Raw genomic sequence first — 21,015 nt, forward strand, 5'->3', positions numbered from 1 at the left:
GGCGAATCCCGGCCCATGGAGGGAAGCCCATGGGCCGGTTGGAGAGCTCCCATCAATCCATCCAGCTGCACTCTGCAGGAGCGGGTGTCATGACCCAGCATGTCGTCAAGGTCGGAGAGTCGCTGTACAGCATCGCCGCGTCCTACCGGATCGCGGACTGGCGCGTCGTCTACAAAGACCCTCGAAACGCCGCGCTCCGGAAGACTCGGCCCAATCCCGACCACATCAAGCCGGGTGACAAGGTCTATATCCCGACATCCAACGTGCTGGCGGTCGCGTCCGGCCCAGGAGCGGCAAAGACACACGCGGCTTCCTCCAATGCGCTTCGCATTGATCTGAACGCACTGCGGATCCAGACTCAGCACATCCGCCAGGACAACACCCGGGTCGCCACACGGCCCATCGTCATGCCCAAGGCTCCACCCGAGCCATGGGCCGAGGACTTCACGCCCGACCATGCGTTCTACGAGTACCTGGCCCATGATTTCTCCTACTTGAACAACCAGGGCGGCGGCACACAGGGTGGCGAGAGGTTCCTGTATCGCGCTGAAACGCCGGAGCTCTGGGGACTGCCGGAGCTGAAGTTCCCGGCGACCTATGCGGTCTCAACCAAACGCCCCTACTCCAAGAAGCCGGGCACCCAGCCCCTCTACTACACCATCGTCCAGATGGAGGGCAGCGACCCTCATAACAAGACCCATGGTGTGTTCGCCTACTGGCTGCAGCCATCCCGTGGAAACCATCCCATCATCGCGGTCCGCGGCACCGAGTTCGAGAAGGCACCCGATGCGGTCGCGGACATGGACCCCGCAGGGGTTGGCGCCACTGCCTTCAAGCAGGCCCGCACGCTCTTCCAGACACTGCTGACGCGCATTGGCCGGAAGGACATCGTTGTCGTCGGTCACAGCCTGGGCGGCGCCATGGCGCAGCGGGTGGCGGTCGACTTCGGGGACTCGGTTCTCCAGGTGGTGACCTTCAACTCACCCGGCGTCGACAGGAAAACGGCGAATCGCCTCAAGGCGCCCAAGGGTCCGCTGGCGACTCACTATCTCACCCAGGGAGATGTCGTCTCACTCGCGGGCGAGACGTTGCTTGCAGGCAACGCCACAATCCTGGAGGGGGCCGCCACGGCGGAACTGCGAAGGCTTCTCAAGGACGGCTCTCTGCGCAAGGTGGATGAGCTCCTCACCGACGTGCTGACCCTCGTCTTCAGAATCGCCGTCAAGAGGGACCTGTTCCCAACGGTGCTCAAGACCTCCAACATCCTGCAATTGTTCGCCGCGGCGACAATCGCCTGGGCCGGAGGGGACGCCAAGGCCGCCCAAAGCGTGGGAGGAGCGCTTGGGGCGCTCCACAGCCAGCGTTTGCTGGGCCCCAACGGGACCACCAAACGCACCCGGCTCACGGTGGGCCCCCAGTCCAACGACAACATCCAAAGCCCCATCGTGGAGGAGATGCGGAAGAAGCGGCTGGGGGTGCTCAACATCCCGGGCCTCTACCAGTCGGTGATGAAGCAGATCGGCGCGCTCATGAAGACACCGGCCACGTCTCTCATGAAGGAGCTTCTGTCTTACGACTCTCCCCTGCCCAAACTCGCTCGCACGCTCCTTCCTCCGCTTGTGACGCTGAAGGTCGCGCTCGATGAAGTGGGGGGAATGCAAGGCCTTGCCATCAAGTCGCTGCATCTTCCTCCTCCAAAGTTCGATGTGAAGATGCTTCAACCAGATCGGCTGACCATGGACCGCGACAACACCTATGTGGCCAGGAGGCTCCCCCTTATCGACCAGAGGAGCCTGGAAAGAGGCCCGGCACAGCGCTCTCCGGGTCCACGGTAAACCCGCCAGGAGGTGGATGATGGACTTCACGGATCTCAAGATCGCCAGGGGCAGTGGCAACTTTCATGTGAATCAGTTCCGGATCCACTTCAGCGTCCCCGGACTTCAGGGCGATCCGCAGAAGCAGCTTCCGTTACTCGTGGGAGAATTCATCAAGGACTTCCCCACGTTCTTCAATGGCCTTGGCAAGAACATGCAGGAGAACCAGGCGAGCGTCGCCTGGTCGACCCGGCAGTTCGAGCGCACCCGGACGCTTCGCTTCCTGCTCGACGTCAAGCTCGCGGCGCTGGGCATCAACCTGCCTGACTTCCACAGCGATTGGGTCCACGTCCTCTGGCAGGATCCCAACAAGGGGTTCGCCGCGCAGACGCTCAAGCGCAACTTCCCAGAGGGCGCGGAAAAGATACTGCAGTGGATGCCGGGCACATTGCTCCACGCCTTGATTCAATACAATGCGTACCATTTCCTCGCGGGTCGCCGGTCCTGGGTCTTCGGGCTCTTGCAGCCGGGGATGCCGGGGTGGAACGGAGCAAGCCTCCAGGTCGGCAAGGTAGAGGGCGGCAAGTTCACGGCATACAGTGGTAGCCCTACCCCGGTCTTCTACCTGGAGTCCTCCGCGGTCGAGCGCTCCTCGCTGCTCTTGTATAAGCTCATGGAGGTGGATCCAGGGGTCGTCATCGACATCCGGAAGACCATCATCTCCCTCTGGAGCATCCTCCTCGCGAACTATGTCCACTCCAAGGGCTTCCGTCTGAATGTGGTCCATCCCAAGGCCTATGGCTCGGATGACGGCGCCGTCCTCTGGGAAACCCAACCTGAATGGCGGGGCGTCTATCGCCGGAAGGTGGAATTCAAAAGCGCACAGGAGCTCTCCGCCAAGAAGTGGGTCCAGCATCTGCTGGACCTCCACCCCGCGCTGAAGAGCCAGCCGCTTTCGGATACCACGTTCAAGGGCTTCGGTGGCGGCAACTCCGGCGGTGGCGGCGCCAGCGGAAGTTGGTGAGCCATCAGCAATTCATTCGCGTGAGTACTCGCCACCGCGCATGTGCGAACTGGAGAACAGCCTCCTATTGCTCAAGGTCGGAATAAGCTCGCTGTGCAGATTATCGCTGGAGCCTCCAGGCGTGGAAAATTTGCCTTTTTTGTGGCTAGCTACGAGGCGCAGAGGAGGGACCACTGACACTGCACCTGCGAGGAGAGCCAACGGCGGAGGCTGCGCTCATGATCTAGGGCTAAGTCCTGGGAGGCACAAGCGATGGATAATACTTGTGAACCCAACGGGGACGGGCGTGCCGAGTTAGTATTACTGCAGCTTTGGCCATTCAGATGCCAGGGCAGTGCCGTCTCCACCAACAGGGTCTCGACTGACGAAGACTTACCAGATCCGCTGGGAACATTCTTAACACCAGCCCATACCTTTTCAAGACCGCAGTTGACTCACATGCCCACATGAACGCCATCCAAAAACCGTAGCGAATCTTCGCCAACACCTTGCTGGGACTCCGAATGCAATTAGAACAAAGACCAGCGCACAATCGCCCTCAAGATTTGGAAAACACAACCAACGAACACAGAAAAACATGAAAACCACAGACCCACACTGTAAATTCACACTAGAGGACGAAAAGGCAGGAAGAGTAAAATTCAAGCCACCCAAAGTAAGTGTAGAACGAATGGACACGGACACACTCTTCGGCATGAGCGACAGAGAAAGGAAATCCTGGTATCAGGGAAAAATCTCAAACTACGACAATCAACTCACAGAAAGCTCCATCAAAAACAAGATTCCCAAAAAACTCATAGCCGCAATAATACTAAACGAACTCGCCGACATTCAACTTGCAGATCAAATCCAAGAACAACTCGATCTGACCGACGGCTCTTTTGGTCCGGCACAAATGCAGGTCTTTGACACAGCGCTAAAATACGGCCACGTCGACATAATACAGAGCCAATTAAGCTCAACGCCAAAAACGATAATTACACCACGAAGAGTGGTCAGCATCCCCGAGAATTCAAGAATCGCAATCCACATCAGCCATCGACTTCGAATAATGCAGGTTGCCATCGAGGCGGTAGCGAGAGAAACCAACAGGCTACTCAACCTGATGAGGGCCAACATACTGAAGCCATGGCAGAAAGAGCACTCACTCAATCCGCCACCTGTTCCCAAAAAAACCACATCGAAATCGATACAATCCATGTACTACGAAAAAGGCCAGATCGGTGGCGCAGACAAGACCACGCGCTTTATGTATTTATGCGAGACAGTATCCGCCGCATACAACTCGCCAGACATTATAATTACGAGCAAGGAATTTAAATCACCAATCAAAGAAGCAATGAATCCGGCGCCAGAGCCAGAGTCAGAATCGCCGCTCCAGCAATGGATTCGCCACTACAAAAAGCCATACAAAAACGCGCGAGCACATGGCGGCAATGGCGGAATGATTGGGTCCGATATTGCGAATTTCGAGCTCTTCAAGTAGCCTCGCCAACAACATCAGTCGAAACAAAAATCCGGATTGCGGCGAAGGCAAACGACGACCAAGTATTGGGCATTGTGGACTTCCTACAATCCACAGCCATTCTCCTCAGTACTTGGTCCCGGTCGCGCCACGGGCAGCACCGTGGAGGTCGTTCCCATGGGGAACTCAACGACGATCCAGCAGCCCGTCGGGACTCGTGCCTCCTGGAAGGGCCAGGTCACCGCCCCAGCCCGTGGAAGCACAGCCAGACCCTTCGGAGCTCCGTGCCGGGTGCCTCGCTGAGGGGCGAGTCCAAGGCGAGCACCAAGCGCCAGGGGAGCACGTCCCACCGGATTGCGACCACCCGCGAACCCTGCGCGACTCCGAACCGCTCGCCCCCCTGCAGCTCCACCACCGCCACATCCATGGCCTTGCCGATCCCTAACTTCAAGCCGCCGCGGCCACCTGACCGTAGTAGTGCGCCGTGAACTCGCCCTCGGTGGCGAAGCGGGGATAGCGGCCCTCGGCCAGCGTGGGCGCGTCTGGCAGGGCGTTGGCGCTGGAGTGCTCCAGCAGCGCTGACAGGAAGCGCGCGTAGGCCTCTCGCGGCGCCAGGCCGGGATAGCGCTCCGGCAGCCCGAGCCCGGCGGCCGGGACGCGCAGCACGGTCGGCCCGCGCTGCGGGTCCCCCCAGGACACCACCAGGTCGGTGAGCACCGTCTGCCTTGGGGCCGCCCCTTCGGGCCCGGCGATGGGCAGCATCCCCACGGCCACCGCCATGACCTCCGTGACGGCCAGCGACCGGCGCTGGCCTCCCTGGGACTCCACCATCAGGGCCTTGTCGGTCAGTCCCAGGATGCGACAGGGGATGATTCGCGGGGGCAGCGTGGGGCCCCCGGGCGACTCGGGCGCCAGCGCAGCGACGGCGCGGGTCCTTGGCGTGGAGGACTCCGTGTCCAGGGCGATCCCCCGGTCCTTCATCCGCGCCTGCATCCGCTCCGCTTCCACCTCCAGCTCGCCGATCCGCTCCGCCAAGGCCGCGGCATCCCCTGTCGCCAGCGGCTTCGCCCGGGTCAGGTACTCCACCGCTTTCTCCGGAGCGTCACGGCGCGCCAGCCGCAGCTCCGCGGCGCGGACCAGGGCGCGCACCGCCATGGGGCCCGTGCCCTTGCCGGCCGCGGCGTAGAGCGACTCGGCCATCCCGAGCGCCGTGGCAGGAGCCCCCTCCTGGTCCATGCCCTGCGCCACGCGCCAGGCGACACCGGGGCGCAGCCGGTCCACCGGGAACAGCTCCCCCATCTGGTCCACCACGTTCCAGAGGGGTTCGGGGAGGTCATGTCCGACCAGGAGTTGCAGCGCCTTCTCCACCCTCGCGGAGCCGGAAGGCACCCGGCCGTCCTCCAGCTCCATCCGCCCCAGGGAGAGCAGCGCCTCGGTGTTGTCCGGATGGTCCGCCAGGATGCGCTGGAAGGTCGCTCGTGCCTTCTCCCGGTCACCGGTGTCCAGCGCGCTCTGCGCCTCCACCATGCGCGGGTCCGCCACCCAGCCCCCCTCCCGAGCGGCGATGGCAGGTGCGACGAAGCGCTCCTCCAGGCGTGTCACTCGCAGCGCGCTGGCCGCGACGAAGCCGAAGACGAACCCGCCAATGTGCGCCATCACCGCGACGCCCGTGTTGGTACCCAGGACCATGAAGTCGAACACCTGGTTGCCAAACCAGAGGCCCGCCCACAGCCAGCCCGGCACACCGAACGTGCCCCGCCAGATCTTCAGGAACCAGAAGAGGTAGCCCACGCGAACCCTGCGCGTGGCGAAACGCAGACAGAAAGCGCCCATGCACGCCGCCACCGCTCCGGAGGCACCGACCATCAATGTCTGGGATTGCGTGTCGAGCGCGAAGTGGGCAATCCCCGCCACCAGGCCTCCCACCCCGTAGAAGGCAGCGAACAGCGGCCGGCCCCAGGCGTCCTCGAGCAGCAACCCCACGACGTAGAAGAACAGCAGGTTCCCCAGCAGGTGCATCCACCCGAGGTGCAGGAACATGTACGTCAGCCATCCCCACTGCAGCAGGCCGCGCGCGGGCACGAGCCCCAGTCGGTGGAGCAAGCCGGAATCCCTCGCCTCCAGGACGCTCGTACAGTGCGCGTCGAGCCGCGCCTGGAGCGCATTCACATCCACGCCTCCGGCCGGAACCTCCGCCTCCTCCTTCAGCCGGGCCAGGAGCGCCTTGCCGTGCTCACTGAGCAGCGCGTTGCAGCCCTGAGGGAACTCCAGCTCTGGATGCGCGAGCGTCTCCTGGATCAGCTCGCGAAGCTCGCCTTCCCCTACCCCGCCCGGGTTCGCGGGAACCACCCAGGTGATGAAGAAGGCCACGGCACAGATGGCGGCGATGGAGACGGAGACCCAGGGGCGACGGTCCAACGTCGCACCCTCCACTCCAAGCGGGAGCAGGAACACCATGACGGAAGCCTCACCTCGGCGGGCGGGGCCCCCCACCCATGCGACTCGCGCATGGACATAGCACGCCAGGGCGCAGGCCTTCAGCCGGCGCACCCAACAGGACTTATCTTCAATTTCGTGAAAACAGCCATGTCGAGCAACTCACATGGCTCCCGGCGCACCGCTCACGGACTGTGACTCCGCGACGGCGGTACGGCGCTCTCGCTGGCGGTTGCGCTCAACGTCGCCATGCAGTCATCCAGGGTCGGATCTCCCGGCAGGTCCGCGACAACGAAGACAGAATGGTCCCCGGCCTCGGTCGGCTTCAGCACGAGCGCGATGCTCGCGGAGGCAGTCCCTACAATCGCTGGCATCGCGCAATTGATGCGCAGTCCGGAGACGTGACACGGCAGACCTGTTCCATCCGTGCTTCGGAGCAGGGTCATGGCCTCGGGCAAGATCACCCGAACGGAGAGGCCCGTCGCGGGGAGGTTGCCTGTGTTGGTGACCGTCGCCGACAGCCGGAGCTCCTCGTTCACGAGGACGGAGGACGGCGCCAGGGATGCCACGAGCCGCGCATCCGCATAAACGAGGTTCGGATCGCACGCGTCTCCGATGTGGTCTCCATCACGGTCCTGCTGTTCCGGGTTGAAGACAAGCTGACAGTTGTCCTCGCGGACGCCCAGGCCGTCCCCGTCATGATCCACATCCGGGAGGGATTGCTTGCGGTCGACAGGCATTCCCGCCGTACGCCCCTGAGAGACGACCGTCCGCTCCGCGCATGCAGTGACCATGCATCCGAGGAGGAGCCATCCTCTCAGGCCTGGGGGCACGAATCGTGAGGTGGAGTGACTCACGTCATTGCGCTCCAGGTGCCAGGCCCGGCGGCCCCCAGTCTCCCAGGGGCCGCGAGTCCACACAAGCCTACCGCCGCGCCGGGGGCACGCCGATCTCGCCGTACAGGTAGCCCTGCAGCGGCTTCACCGCGAGGTCCGAGCGCTTCAGCGACTCCAGCGCGCCCACCGCCATGCGCGCCGCCTGCACCGTCGTGTAGTACGGCACCGAGTGCATCAGCGCCTCACGGCGGATGGAGAAGCTGTCCGCGATCTCCTGCTTGCCGAAGGTGGTGTTGATGACCAGGACGATCTCCCCGTCGACGATCTTGTCGACGATGTTCGGCCGGCCCTCCTTCACCTTCTGCACCCGCTGCGACTCGATGCCCTTCGTCAGCAGGTAGTCGTGCGTGCCCGCCGTCGCCGTCAGGGTGAAGCCCATCGACCGCAGGCGCTTCGCCAGGTCCACCACCGCCGGCTTGTCGTCGTCCTTCACGGAGATGAACACCCGGCCGCTCTTGGGCAGCTTCACGCCCGCCGCCAACTGGCTCTTCGCGAACGCGGACGCGTAGTCCTCCGCCAGGCCCATCACTTCACCCGTGGACTTCATCTCCGGGCCGAGGATGACGTCCACGCCCGCGAAGCGCGCGAACGGGAAGACGCTCTCCTTCACCGCCACGTGCCGGAACTCCGGCTCCTCCGTGCGGTCCAGCTCCTTCAGCGTCTTGCCCACCATGCAGAGCGCGGCGATCTTCGCCATCGGGACGCCCGTCGCCTTGGAGATGAACGGCACCGTGCGGCTGGCGCGCGGGTTCACCTCCAGGATGTAGATGTTCTTCCCCTGGATGGCGAACTGCACGTTCATCAGGCCCACCACGCCCAGCTCGCGCGCCATGGAGATGGCCTGGTCCTTCATCCGCTCCACCAAGTCCGGAGACAGCGAGTGCGGAGGCAGCGTCGCCGCCGCGTCACCCGAGTGCACGCCCGCCTCCTGGATGTGCTCCAGCACGCCGCCAATCAGCACCTGCCCGGTGCGGTCCGCCACCAGGTCCAGGTCCACTTCAATCGCGTCCTTCAGGAAGCGGTCAATGAGCACCGGGTGCTCCGGCGACGCGCTCACCGCCTCGCGCATGTAGCGCTCCAGGCTGGCCGCGTCGTAGACCGTCTCCATCGCCCGGCCGCCCAGCACGTACGACGGGCGCACCATCACCGGGTAGCCAATGCGCTCGGCCACCTTGAAGGCCTCCGCGTGGCTGCGCGCGACGCCGTTCTCCGGCTGCTTCAGGCCCAGCTTCTCAATCAGCTTCGCGAACTTCTCGCGGTCCTCCGCCCGGTCGATGGCGTCCGGCGACGTGCCCAGGATGGGCAGCCCCGCCTGCTCCAGCGGCACGCTCAGGCGCAGCGGCGTCTGCCCGCCGAACTGCACGATGGCGCCCACCGGCTTCTCGCGCTGGGACACCTCCAGCACGTCTTCAATCGTGAGCGGCTCGAAGTAGAGGCGGTCGGACGTGTCGTAGTCCGTGGACACCGTCTCCGGGTTGCAGTTGACCATCACCGTCTCGTACCCGGCCTCGCGCAGCGCGAAGGCCGCGTGCACGCACGCGTAGTCGAACTCGATGCCCTGGCCGATGCGGATGGGACCGCTGCCAAGGATCAGCACCTTCTGCCGGTCCGTGGGGGGCGCCTCGTCCTCCTCCTCGTAGGTGGAGTAGAGGTAGGGCGTGTACGCCTCGAACTCCGCGGCGCAGGTGTCCACCCGCTTGAACACCGGTCGGATGCCGCGCGCGTGCCGGTGCGCCCGCACCTCCGCCTCCGGGTAGCCCATCAGGTTGCCCAGGTACTTGTCGGAGAAGCCGTGCGCCTTGGCCTGACGGAGCACGTCGTCCGCCAGGTGGTCCAGACGGCCAATGTCCGCCAGCGCCTGCGCCTCGCGCACCAGCGCCTCGATGTGCCGCAGGAACCACGGGTCGATGGCGGAGAGCTGGTGCACCTGCTCCACCGTCATGCCCTCGCGGAAGGCCTGCGCCACGAACCACGGGCGCTCCGGACGGGGCACGCGCAGGCCCTCGTGCAGGACCTTCTCCCGCTCCTCCTTCTCCGTGGGCAGCTCCGGCGACTCCAGGCCCACGCGCCCCAGCTCCATGGAGCGCAGCGCCTTCATGTACGCCTCGGGGAAGGTGCGGCCAATGGCCATCACCTCGCCCACCGAGCGCATGCTCGTGGTCAGCGTGCGGTCCGCCTTGGGGAACTTCTCGAAGTTGAAGCGCGGCACCTTCACCACCACGTAGTCCAGCGTCGGCTCGAAGGAGGCCGGCGTGTCGCGGGTGATGTCGTTGCGCAATTCATCCAGCGTGTAGCCCAGCGCCAGCTTCGCGGCGACCTTCGCGATGGGGTAGCCCGTCGCCTTGGACGCCAGCGCGCTGGAGCGCGACACGCGCGGGTTCATTTCAATGACGACCATGCGGCCGTCGCGCGGGTGGATGCCGAACTGGATGTTGGAGCCGCCCGTGTCGACGCCGATCTCGCGGATGACGGCCAGCGACGCCTGCCGCATGCGCTGGTACTCGCGGTCCGTCAGCGTCTGCGCCGGCGCCACGGTGATGGAGTCACCGGTGTGCACGCCCATCGGATCCAGGTTCTCGATGGAGCAGATGATGATGACGTTGTCCGCGGAGTCGCGGACCACCTCCAGCTCGTACTCCTTCCAGCCGAGCACGCTCTCCTCCACGAGGATGGTGGAGGTGGGGCTCGCCTTGAGGCCCGAGCGGCAGATGGCCTCGAACTCCTCGCGGTTGTACGCGATGCCGCCGCCCGTGCCGCCCAGCGTGAAGGACGGGCGGATGATGGCCGGGAAGCCGATCTCCTCCACCAGCGCCATGGCGTCCGTGAGCGTCGTCGCGTAGCCGCTCTTGGGCAGCGCCACGCCGATCTTCTGCATGGCCGCCTTGAAGAGCTGGCGGTCCTCGGCCTTGTTGATGGCCTCCAGGGACGCGCCGATGAGCCGCACCCCGTACTTCTCCAGGATGCCCTTCTCCGCGAGCGCCTTGGCCAGGTTCAGCGCCGTCTGCCCGCCCATGGTCGGCAGCAGGGAGTCCGGGCGCTCGGCGGCGAGGATCTTCTCCGCCGCCTCCACGGTGATGGGTTCAATGTAGGTGCGGTGCGCGAACTCTGGGTCCGTCATCACCGTGGCGGGGTTGCTGTTGAGCAGCACCACCTCCACGCCCTCGTCCCGAAGCGCCTTGATCGCCTGGGTGCCTGAGTAGTCGAACTCGACGGCCTGCCCGATGACAATCGGGCCCGAGCCAATCACGAGAACCTTCCGGATATCGGTACGCTTGGGCATCGGGCGCCCCCCATACCAACGTCCGCCCCCACATGCACGCGGTGCGTTGTGGCATGCGAAGGACCTGTCCGATTGGCCGCTCGCTCGGGGACCTGCTCCGGCGTCCTCTGCTACGCTGCCGCGCTTCCCTCCGGAGGTTTCATGCGTCGCTGGCCCCTGGCCCTGCTGGTCCTTCTCTCCGCGCCCGCCCTCGCCCAGGACACCGCTCCCGCCGCCACGCCCGCCCCCGCCGAGCCCACCCCGGCGCCGACGCCTGCTCCCGCCGCGCCCACCCCGGCGCCGACGCCTGCCCCCGCCGAGACCACTCCGGCGCCCGCCGCGGCCCAGCCTCCGGCGGCGGCTCCCCCCCCGGCCGCTCGCAAGCCTCCGCAGGCCGCCGCCACGCCCCCGGCCGCCGCGCCCGTGCCCCCCACGGCGCGCCCGCCCACGCCGCCCACGCCCTCCACCGCGGGCACCGTCCATCTGGGCCCGGGCCGCGAAGCCGCGCGCCCCACCGAGGAGGACCTGTCGCCCGAGGGCATCGCCCGCTCGGTGATCCACAACGAGGCGCGCTTCCTCTTCCAGAGCCTGCTGACGGGGGATGTGCGCACCGCGTCCACGGAGCTCATCTTCCCGTTCCAGCTGGAGGACAAGCGCTTCAACACGCCTGACGAATTGGTGCAGGCGTGGGTGAAGCAGCTGCGCGCGCGGCGCACGGACCTCATCACCCTCTACGACATCGAAGTGCTGCCCATCGCGGAGATGGAGAAGAAGTACGGCAAGCCGCCCGCGCGCCTGGGACTGGATCCGCGCGCGCTCAAGGACACCTGGGCCGCGGTGGGCAACCTCTCCGGCCACGCGGCCATCTTCCTCTTCCGCGGCAGCCCGGACCTGACCTGGCACGCCTTCGCGTACACGGACTGAAGAGACGCCCCGGTGCGCCCGGCGTTCCCACCGGGGCCACCGTCCTCCCAGACCGCGCCCGCGCTCAGCTCAGCGCCGCGACGAAGTCCCGCAGGCGCGTCAGGCCCTTCTGCAGCACCTCGCGCGAGGTGACGAAGCTCATGCGGATGTAGCCCGGCGCGCCGAACGGATCCCCCGGCACGGCCGCGACCAGGAAGTCGTTGAGCAGCGCCTCGGAGAGCTGGAGCGAGTCCGTCAGCGGCTTGCCCTGGTACGTCCTGCCCAGGAGCCCACGCACGTCCGCCATCGCGTAGAAGGCGCCCTCCGGCAGCCGGCAGCGGATGCCCGGGATGGCGTTGAGCCCCGCGACGAACAGGTCACGGCGCGCGCGGTACTCGTTCACCATCGCGGTGATGGTGTCCGAGGGGCCGTTGAGCGCCGCCAGCGCCGCCTTCTGCGTGATGGAGGACGCGTTGGACGTGGACTGGTCCTGCACCAGCTGCATGCCGGAGATGAGCGCCTTGGGGCCCGCCGCGTAGCCCAGCCGCCAGCCCGTCATCGCGTGGGACTTGGACAGGCCGTTGGACACCAGCAGCCGCGGCACCAGGTCCGGCGCCACGTTGCCCAGGTTGAGGAACGGCTCCCCCGTGTAGAGGAGCTTCTCGTACATGTCGTCGGTGACGATGATGCAGTCGTGGCCGCGCACCGCGTCCGCGATGCCCTCCAGTGTGGCGCGCGAGTACACCGCGCCCGTGGGGTTGGCCGGGCTGTTGAGGATGATGGCGCGCGTGCGCGGGGTGAGCGCCTTCTTGATGGCGGCGGGGTCCGGCGCGTAGCCGTCCTCCTCGCGCGTGGGGACGATGACCGGCGTGCCGCCCGCCAGGTGCACCATGTCCGGGTAGCTCACCCAGTACGGCGCGAAGACGATGACTTCATCGCCTTCATCCAGCAGCGCCTGGAAGCAGTTGTAGAGCGACTGCTTGCCGCCCGCTGTCACCACCACCTGATCCGGCGCGTACTTCAGGCCGTTGTCCTTCTCCAGCTTGCGGCAGACGGCCTCGCGCAGCTCCGGCATGCCCGCGGTGGCGGTGTACTTGGTGAAGCCCGTGCGCAGCGCGTCGATGGCCGCCTGCTTCACGAACTCCGGCGTGTCGAAATCCGGCTCACCGGCGGCGAGCACCACCACGTCCTTGCCGCTCGCGGCGAGCGCCTTGGCGCGGGCATTGAGGGCCAGGGTGGCGGAGGGCTTGATGGCTTGCAGCCGGCGGGCGAGTTTCATGCGCCTTGCCTAGCGCGGAACTCCCGAAGCGGACAAGCCCGCTCGCACGCCGCGAGGGCCGGATGCCCCTAGAGAACGACCCTAGGGTTTCGGGCCGAACTTCTTCTTCAGCCCCGCGTTGACGTTTGGCGGCACGAGCCCGTCCACGTTCCCCCCGAAGGTCGCGACCTCGCGGACGAGCTGCGAGGAGATGTAGAAGTAGTCCTCGCCCGTCATCATGAAGACGGTGTCGATGTCCGGCGCCAGCTTGCGGTTCATGTTCGCCAGTTGGAACTCGTATTCGAAGTCCGACACCGCGCGCAGGCCGCGGATGACGACGCTCACGTTGCGCTGGTGCACGTAGTCCACGAGCAGCCCGTGGAAGGCGTCCACCTCCACGCGGGGGTCGTTCACCGCCTCGCGGATGAGCTCGATGCGCTCCTCCTGGCTGAAGAGGGGCGTCTTCTTCGGATTCACCGCGATGGCGACGATGAGCCGGTCGAACATCTTCAGGCTGCGCTGGATGAGGCTCAGGTGCCCGTTGGTGAGCGGATCAAACGAACCAGGATAGATGGCGACCGGCATGGGTGCGTTGAAGTCTCGGCGGCCCCACGGGGCCGGTCAAGCGCACGTCACGGAGCCCGGTAGAAGCTCACCAGGGTGTCCCCGAAGCGGCGCTGGTCCTCCAGGGTCAGCCCCGAGTGGGCCTCCGGGGCCGCCTCCCGCTTGTCGTGCTCCACCATCACCGTGCCGCCCGGCGTCACCACGCCCGCCGCCACCACCGCCTCCAGCACCGTCTCCACCACGCGCGCCGCGTAGGGCGGATCCGCGAAGACGAGCTCGAACTTCGCCCCCTGCTTGCCCAGCGTCTCCAGCGCGCGGACCACGGGTTGCGCCAGGATGGACACCTGGGCGGTGAAGCCCAGCGCGTCGGTGTTCTTGCGGCACAGGGCCAGGGCCTCGCGGTCCTGGTCCACCAGCACCAGCCGCCCCGCGCCCCGCGACAGGGCCTCCAGCCCCAGGGCGCCGGTGCCCGCGTACAGATCCAACACGGCCTGGCCGTCCAGGAACTGGCCCAGCATGTTGAAGATGGTTTCACGGACGCGGTCCGCCGTGGGGCGGATGTGTCCGGACGACGGCTTGGGCCCCGTCAGGGCCCGGCCCTTCGCGCTGCCTGCAACGATGCGCATGCGCGCCCTTCTATCCCAGGTCCCCGTCCGGCTTCGCGAGGAACGCCATGGCCACCGACGCGGAGCGGTGCGCCCCCAGCGCCCCCAGCGCCTCCGTGGCCTCCGCGAAGGACAGCGCCTCCAGCGTCTCGCGGGCGGCGGGCGTCAGCGGCGGCAGCCCCTCCTCCAGCACGGAGAGCAGCTCCCCGGCCGGCATGCCCGCCGCCTGGGCGCGCGCCACCACCGGCTCGCGCACCTCCGGAGGCCAGGCGCGCAGGGTGAGCGGACCGAAAGGCCCTCCCCGGTCCACCTTGCGCACGCCCGCGGCCACGTAGCTGGACAGTCCCCCCGAAGGCCCGGTGGAGGCCTCCGCCACGGCCACCGCCACGCCCTTGCCCGCGGCCGTCTCCACCACCTGGCGCAAGAGCTCCACGTCCAGCTCCGTGCCTGGCTCGCCATGGCCCAGCTGCGCGTCCGACACGCGGAGGAAGCGCGGCGGGACCTGCCACTGCGCAAGCCCCTCCAGTAGCGTCGCGCACGCGTCCACCAGGCCGCCCGCGGACAGTTGGGGCGGGGACACCTCCAGCGACAGCTCGCGCTCCTTGAGCGGGCCCACCAGCGCGTTCACCGCCTCCACGGCCTCGTAGGAGGTGAGGCGCGACAGGTCCAACGACACCAGCGCGAAGCCCGCGTCCACCACGCGGAAGATGCCGTCCTGGAGCGCGTCCAGCACGTCCGCGTCCGTGGAGGTGACGCGCAGGGGGCCGGCCTGGAGGAACAGGGGCCGGGTGTGCCCGGCCTCCTGCGCCGCCGCGTGTACCGCCAGCACGAAGCGCTCCGGCGCGCCCCGGTCCGCCAGGGGGTGCGGGCAAGAGAGGCCCAGCACCGAGTCCTCCGCGCGGGCCGCGCCCAACAGGCCCGGCAGCGCGCCCTTGGACAGCACCGGCAGGCACGGCAGCGCCATGGGCGTGGACTCCAGCGCCCCAAGCAGCTCCCGTGGATCCAACAGGGGCACCCGGGAGCCCGGGCCCACCCGCGCCACCACGTTGCCCGGCCGCAGCGACAACACCTTGTCCAGCACGCTCATAGGAGCCGGCGAGAATCTCCGCCCCGCGCCCCTTTCGCAAGGACGTCAGTGCACCTCGCCCAGGTGGGCGTACGACTGGCTCTCGATCTGGATGGTCGTGTGGTCGATGCCGAAGCGGTCGAAGAGGTCGTGCTTCACGGCGGACAGGATGTCGTCGTTGTTGCAGACCATGGGGTCCGCCACCACCAGGTGCGCGGACAGCGCGTACATCCCGCTGGAGATGGTCCACACGTGCAGGTCGTGCACCGCCTGCACGCCCGGCACCTTCGCCATGAGCGCTCTCACCTGCTCCAGGTCCACGTGCGCGGGCACCGCCTCCAGCAGCACGTCCACCGCGTCCTTCACCAGCCGCAGCGCGCCCACGACGATGATCATTGAAATGAGCACGGAGATGATGGGGTCCACGACGTACCACCCGGTCCACCACATGATGCCCGCGCCAATCAGCACGCCCACCGACGACAGCGTGTCCCCCAGCACGTGCAGGAACGCGCCGCGCACGTTCATGGAGTGCGTCTGGTGCAGGAAGCCCAGCGCCGCCAGGTTCGCGACGAGGCCAATGCCCGCCACCAGCGCCATGGGCCCCAGCTCCACCGGAGCGGGCGTGCGCATGCGCTGCCAGGCCTCCAGCAGGATGAAGATGGTGATGACCAGCAGCAGCACCCCGTTGAGGAGCGCGCTCAGGATCTCCATCCGGTAGTAGCCGTAGGTCTTCTTCAGGTCCGCGGGCCGCCCTGCGAACCACAGCGCCAGCAGGCTCAGGACCATGGCCGACACGTCCGTCAGCATGTGCCCGGCGTCGGAGAGCAGCGCCAGCGAGTTGGTGAGGAAGCCGCCCACCGCCTCCGCCACCATGATGGTCGCCGTCAGCCCCAGCGCGAACAGGAGCCGCCGCCGGTCCTTGCGCCGCTCCTCCGCCAGCCCGCCCTTGCGGGGCCCGTGCGAATGGCCGTGCCCATGGCCGTGCGAATGCCCATGGTGCGAGTGGTCATGGTCATGGTCGTGCGAATGACCGTGTCCGGCCCTGCCGTGTGTATGTGGGGGTGCGCTCACAGGGAACCAGGGTACGCGATCAGCGCCATTATCGGACAGGTGCCGCTGGATTGATTTCGGACAACCCCGTAGATCCGTTGTCCTGATCCGCAACAGGCCGAGGGACGCGGGGATGGACTTCGAGAAGCATCAGAATCTGCACACCATTGTCATGTTGAGGGATGTCATCCGCAAGTGGTGGCAGGTGGAGCTTTCCTTCGCGGATCGCAACGGCGTGGTGCACGACTGGCAGCGCGGGGATTTCATCCCGCCGCCCAACGACTTCTGCCGCCACTCGCTGGGGGCGCGGGAGGGGATGCGGCGGTGTGCCCAGTCGGTGCGGGTGCTGCACGAGAAGTTCAAGGCCGCCAAGAACCTGCGCCGCTCGCTCTTCCACGACTGCCACCTGCGCCTGTCCATCGTGGGCGCGCCGCTCTACATCCGCAACGAGTACGAGGGCTTCCTCTTCGTGGAGGGCTTCGCCCGGCAGCCGCTCACGCCCGGCGACGGCCAGGTGCTGCTGAGCAAGATGCGCGACATCGCGCCCGGGGCGATGCTGGAGCTGGAGGGCGCGGCGGAGCGCGTGCCGGTGCTGGACGGCTCGGAGCTGAGCAAGCTGTCGGACCTCCTGGAGTTCGCGGTCACGGAGATCGCCAACCAGGAGGTGGAGCTCACGCGCAAGGAGGAGACCATCCAGTCCATGGCCTCCGAGCTGTCCAACCGCTACCGCTTCGAGAAGATCATCGGCCGCTCCGGGGCCATGAACGAAGTGTTCCGCCTGATGGAGAAGGTGGCCCACTCCGACTCCACCGTCCTCATCAACGGCGAGTCCGGCACGGGCAAGGAGCTGGTGGCGCGCGCCATCCACCACAACGGCCCGCGCAAGGACAAGCCGTTCGTCGTGCAGAACTGCTCCGCCTTCAACGACAACCTGCTGGAGAGCGCCCTCTTCGGGCACACCCGGGGCGCCTTCACCGGCGCGCTCAAGGACAAGAAGGGGCTCTTCGAGGTCGCGGACCAGGGCACCTTCTTCCTGGACGAGGTGGGCGACATGTCCCCCGCCCTCCAGGTGAAGCTGCTGCGCGTGCTCCAGGAGGGCACCTTCCTGCCCGTGGGCGGCACCCACTCCCGCGAGGTCGACGTGCGCGTCATCGCCGCCACCCACAAGGACCTGGGCGAACTGGTGAAGCGCGGCGAGTTCCGCGAGGACCTCTTCTACCGCATCAACGTCATCCGCCTGCAGCTGCCGCCCCTGCGCGAGCGCAAGGACGACCTGCCCGTGCTCATCGACCACTTCCTGCGCAAGCACCACCGCGAGGGCCAGCGCGCTCGGGGCCTGGCGCCGGAGGCCCTGGGCATCCTGGGCGCGTACGCGTGGCCCGGGAACATCCGCGAGCTGGAGAATGAAATCGAGCGGCTGCTCGTGCTGGGCGGCGAGCTGGAGACCATCCCCGCGGAGCTGCTCTCCAGCCGCATCCGCGACGCGGTGGTCCCTGGCGGCGGGCCCTTCATCGCCCCGCGCGCGCACGGAAAGCTGCACGAGGCGGTGGAGTCCCTGGAGAAGGAGATGATCCACCAGGGCCTGGTGCGCACCCGCTACAACAAGAGCCGGCTGTCTCGGGAGCTGGGCATCAGCCGCTCCAACCTGCTCTTGAAGATCTCCCGCTACGGGCTGGACAAGGGCATCCCCGAAGGACTGGACACGGACGAGGTGGAGGCGTGAGCGCACCGCATGGACAGGCGGTCTCCTTCCGGCAGGACTCGCTGCGGGTGCCGGACGGCGCGGACCTCTACTACCAGGTGCGGGGGGACGGCGCCCCGGGCATGGTCCTCTGCGACGGCCTGGGCTGTGACGGCTTCGCGTGGAAGTACCTGCTGCCCTACCTGGGCCGGCGCCACCGCGTGCTGCGCTGGCACTACCGGGGCCACGGCAAGAGCACCGTCCCCACGGACCGCACGCGCATTGGCATGGCGTACACCTGCGACGACATGGCGCGGGTGATGGACGCGGCGGGCATGGACAAGGCCGTCCTCTTCGGCCACTCCATGGGCGTCCAGGTGGCGCTGGAGTTCCACCGCCGCTACGCCCGGCGCGTGGAGGGGCTGGTGCTGGTGTGCGGCAGCTACGGCATGCCGCTGGACACCTTCCATGACTCCACGCTGCTCAAGCGCCTCTTCCCGACCTTGAGGGCCGCGGTGGAGCGCTTCCCCCGGCACACCGCGCGCATCGTGCACGGGGCGCTGACCACGGAACTGGTGGTCCAACTGGCCATCCGCCTGGAGATGAACCCGGAACTCATCGCGCGAAACGACCTGGCCCCCTACTTCACGCACCTGGCCCGGATGGACCCCGTCGTCTTCGTGCGCACCCTGGACTCGCTGGCCAACCACACCGCCGAGGACCACCTGGTCCACGTGGACGTCCCCACCCTGGTGGTCGCCGGGGAGAAGGACCGGTTCACCCCCGGCTGGCTGTCCCGGAAGATGGCCGAGCGCATCCCCTCCTCTGAACTCCTGATGATTTCCGAGGGCACCCATACCGCCCCACTGGAAGTCCCGGGGCTGGTGGAGCTGCGGGTGGAGCGCTTCCTGAGGGAGCGGCTGGGGGTGGAAACCGCCGAGGTCCCCCCAAAGGTGGGATAAGCGCCCAGTTGGCGGGGGGCCTGATTGTTTGCCTGCTGGACACCCGCCTTCATTGCAGGTGGAAAGCCCCCGGCATATAAGCCCCCGCCTTCCGGGTTCCGGTGGGATTGAGAAACCCCGTTCTGGGCGTCTCTCCTCGCACCTTCATTTCCGTTAGTTGGTCCTGATGATCTCTCGCGAAAACATCCGCAACGTCGCCATTGTCGCCCACGTTGACCACGGCAAGACCACCCTCGTCGACCACCTGCTGCGGCAGGCGGGGACCTTCCGCTCCAACGAGCACGTGGCCGAGCGGGTCATGGACTCGAACGACCTCGAGCGCGAGAAGGGCATCACCATCCTCGCGAAGAACACCGCCGTCTCCTACAAGGGGATGCAGATCAACATCATCGACACGCCGGGCCACGCCGACTTCGGTGGCGAGGTGGAGCGCGGTCTGCGCCTGGTCGATGGCGTCATCCTGCTGGTGGACGCCGCTGAAGGTCCCCTGCCCCAGACGCGCTTCGTGCTCAGCAAGGCGCTGGCCATGGGCCTGAAGACGGTGCTGGTCATCAACAAGATCGACCGTCAGGACGCCCGGGCCAAGGACGTGCTGGACCTCGTGTACTCGCTCTACATCGACCTGGGCGCGAACGAGGAGCAGTTGGAGATGCCGGTCCTCTACACCGTCGCGCGCCAGGGTCAGGCCTCCACGTCGCTGGAAGTGCCGGGCAAGACGCTGGAGCCGCTGTACGACGCCATCATCAAGCACATCCCGCCCCCGCCCGCGCCTCCGGCGGAGCAGACGACGCTCCAGTTGCTGGTCGCCAACCTGGACTACGACGACTACGTCGGCCGTCTGGCGGTGGGCCGCGTGCAGGCGGGCCGCATCACCCCGAACATGCCCGTGTCCGTCGTCCGCGAGGGCGGCAAGGTGCAGCAGGGCAAGATCGTCAAGCTGTTCGGCTTCTCCGGCCTGAAGCGCCAGGAGATCCCGGACGCGGGCCCGGGTGAGATCGTCTCCATCGCGGGCATCGAGGAAATCAGCATCGGCGACACCATCGCGGACTTCGAGAAGCCCGTGGCGCTGCCGCGCATCACCGTGGACGAGCCCACGATGATGATGATCTTCAAGGTCAACGACGGGCCGCTGGCGGGCAAGGAGGGCAAGTACGTCACCTCCCGCAACCTGCGCGAGCGCCTGTACCGCGAGGCCTACCGCAACGTGGCCGTGCGCGTGGAGGACACCGCGACGCCGGACGCGTTCCGCGTGGTGGGCCGTGGCGAACTGGCGCTGGCGGTCATCATCGAGAACATGCGCCGCGAGGGCTACGAGCTCACCGCCTCCAACCCGGAGCCCATCACCAAGGAAGTGGATGGCCAGGTCCACGAGCCCATGGAGCTGCTCTTCTGCGACGTGCCGGAGAACAGCGTGGGCGCGGTGACGGAGCGCCTGGGGCCCCGCAAGGGCCGCATGACGGACATGGCGCAGCTGGGCTCGGGCCGCACCCGCCTCCAGTTCCGCATCCCCGCGCGCGGCCTCATCGGCTTCCGCTCGGAGTTCCTCACCATCACGCGTGGTGAAGGCATCATGAGCAGCCAGTTCGACGGCTTCGAGCCGTGGTTCGGCTACATCCCCAAGCGCGCCAACGGCGCCATGGTCTCCGACCGCCTGGGCGACACGGTGCCGTACGCGCTGTTCAGCATCCAGGAGCGCGGTCAGCTCTTCGTGGGCGCGGGCACCACCGTGTACGAGGGCATGATCATCGGCGAGCACTCGCACCCGTCCGAGCTCAACGTCAACTGCTGCCGCGAGAAGAAGCTCACCAACATCCGCGCCGCCGGCCGCGACGAGAACGTCATCCTCGTCCCGCCGCGCGAGATGGGGCTGGAGAAGGCCCTGGAGTGGATCGCCGACGACGAGCTCGTCGAGGTGACGCCCAAGTCCATCCGCATGCGCAAGAAGGCGCTGGCCCACGGCGAGCGCTACCGCGCCGAGCGCGACCGCAAGCGCGAGGAGCGCGCCGAGGCGGAGTAGCCCTTCCGTCGA

The 21,015-nt window shown here is 66.9% G+C and carries 15 protein-coding genes; 7 read left to right on the forward strand and 8 right to left on the reverse strand.

The features are described 5' to 3' along the window. Window positions 1-89 precede the first annotated feature (89 nt). From JYJ93_RS26840 to JYJ93_RS26850, 3 genes are all read left to right on the forward strand, one after another. Window positions 90-1,835, forward strand: a complete 1,746-nt coding sequence (locus JYJ93_RS26840) for an alpha/beta fold hydrolase (protein ID WP_206796470.1) — start codon at window positions 90-92, stop codon at window positions 1,833-1,835. A 16-nt stretch (window positions 1,836-1,851) separates the two neighbouring features. Next, complete coding sequence (locus JYJ93_RS26845; RefSeq protein WP_206796473.1) at window positions 1,852-2,838, forward strand: hypothetical protein; 987 nt, start codon at window positions 1,852-1,854, stop codon at window positions 2,836-2,838. 670 nt (window positions 2,839-3,508) lie between these two features. Beyond that, entirely contained in the window at window positions 3,509-4,324 is an 816-nt protein-coding gene (locus JYJ93_RS26850) for a hypothetical protein (RefSeq protein WP_206796483.1), read from the forward strand. Between the two features lie 426 nt (window positions 4,325-4,750). On the opposite strand, the gene JYJ93_RS26855 is transcribed toward JYJ93_RS26850, so the two are convergent. The 3 genes from JYJ93_RS26855 to carB all read right to left on the reverse strand — a co-directional run bounded on the left by JYJ93_RS26855 (window position 4,751) and on the right by carB (window position 10,915). After that, the gene (locus tag JYJ93_RS26855; RefSeq protein WP_242543938.1) at window positions 4,751-6,721 is read right to left on the reverse strand and encodes a rhomboid family intramembrane serine protease; all 1,971 of its coding nucleotides are present in this window, start codon (window positions 6,719-6,721) and stop codon (window positions 4,751-4,753) included. A 203-nt stretch (window positions 6,722-6,924) separates the two neighbouring features. Continuing rightward, the gene (locus JYJ93_RS26860; RefSeq protein ID WP_206796502.1) at window positions 6,925-7,479 is read right to left on the reverse strand and encodes a thrombospondin type 3 repeat-containing protein; all 555 of its coding nucleotides are present in this window, start codon (window positions 7,477-7,479) and stop codon (window positions 6,925-6,927) included. Window positions 7,480-7,663: 184 nt separating this feature from the next. Then, the gene (gene carB, locus JYJ93_RS26865; protein WP_206796511.1) at window positions 7,664-10,915 is read right to left on the reverse strand and encodes a carbamoyl-phosphate synthase large subunit; all 3,252 of its coding nucleotides are present in this window, start codon (window positions 10,913-10,915) and stop codon (window positions 7,664-7,666) included. 141 nt (window positions 10,916-11,056) lie between these two features. Here carB and JYJ93_RS26870 point away from each other — a divergent pair, with 141 nt between their 5' ends. Continuing rightward, window positions 11,057-11,818, forward strand: a complete 762-nt coding sequence (locus tag JYJ93_RS26870) for a hypothetical protein (RefSeq protein WP_206796513.1) — start codon at window positions 11,057-11,059, stop codon at window positions 11,816-11,818. A gap of 64 nt (window positions 11,819-11,882) precedes the next feature. On the opposite strand, the gene JYJ93_RS26875 is transcribed toward JYJ93_RS26870, so the two are convergent. The 5 genes from JYJ93_RS26875 to JYJ93_RS26895 all read right to left on the reverse strand — a co-directional run bounded on the left by JYJ93_RS26875 (window position 11,883) and on the right by JYJ93_RS26895 (window position 16,364). Then, on the reverse strand, window positions 11,883-13,076 hold the full coding sequence (locus JYJ93_RS26875) for a pyridoxal phosphate-dependent aminotransferase (protein ID WP_206796515.1): 1,194 nt from the start codon (window positions 13,074-13,076) through the stop codon (window positions 11,883-11,885). Between the two features lie 81 nt (window positions 13,077-13,157). Continuing rightward, window positions 13,158-13,640 carry a pantetheine-phosphate adenylyltransferase gene (coaD, locus tag JYJ93_RS26880; protein ID WP_014396068.1) on the reverse strand — a complete coding sequence of 161 codons (483 nt, stop codon included), beginning with the start codon at window positions 13,638-13,640 and terminating at the stop codon, window positions 13,158-13,160. Window positions 13,641-13,687: 47 nt separating this feature from the next. Then, entirely contained in the window at window positions 13,688-14,245 is a 558-nt protein-coding gene (rsmD, locus tag JYJ93_RS26885; protein WP_206796525.1) for a 16S rRNA (guanine(966)-N(2))-methyltransferase RsmD, read from the reverse strand. A gap of 10 nt (window positions 14,246-14,255) precedes the next feature. Continuing rightward, window positions 14,256-15,311 (reverse strand): hypothetical protein, encoded by a 1,056-nt coding sequence (locus tag JYJ93_RS26890; RefSeq protein ID WP_206796528.1) that lies wholly within the window; start codon window positions 15,309-15,311, stop codon window positions 14,256-14,258. Between the two features lie 45 nt (window positions 15,312-15,356). Next, window positions 15,357-16,364, reverse strand: a complete 1,008-nt coding sequence (locus JYJ93_RS26895; protein ID WP_206796530.1) for a cation diffusion facilitator family transporter — start codon at window positions 16,362-16,364, stop codon at window positions 15,357-15,359. A 112-nt stretch (window positions 16,365-16,476) separates the two neighbouring features. On the opposite strand from JYJ93_RS26895, the gene JYJ93_RS26900 reads away from it, so the two are divergent. From JYJ93_RS26900 to typA, 3 genes are all read left to right on the forward strand, one after another. Further along, window positions 16,477-18,066 (forward strand): sigma 54-interacting transcriptional regulator, encoded by a 1,590-nt coding sequence (locus JYJ93_RS26900; protein WP_206796533.1) that lies wholly within the window; start codon window positions 16,477-16,479, stop codon window positions 18,064-18,066. Then, window positions 18,063-18,986 carry an alpha/beta hydrolase gene (locus tag JYJ93_RS26905; protein ID WP_206796534.1) on the forward strand — a complete coding sequence of 308 codons (924 nt, stop codon included), beginning with the start codon at window positions 18,063-18,065 and terminating at the stop codon, window positions 18,984-18,986. Before JYJ93_RS26900 ends, JYJ93_RS26905 begins: the two co-directional genes overlap by 4 nt. Before the next feature lie 166 nt (window positions 18,987-19,152). Continuing rightward, window positions 19,153-21,003 (forward strand): translational GTPase TypA, encoded by a 1,851-nt coding sequence (typA, locus tag JYJ93_RS26910; RefSeq protein ID WP_206796536.1) that lies wholly within the window; start codon window positions 19,153-19,155, stop codon window positions 21,001-21,003. Window positions 21,004-21,015 lie beyond the last annotated feature (12 nt).

Source organism: Corallococcus sp. NCSPR001, assembly GCF_017309135.1.
Lineage (GTDB): Bacteria > Myxococcota > Myxococcia > Myxococcales > Myxococcaceae > Corallococcus.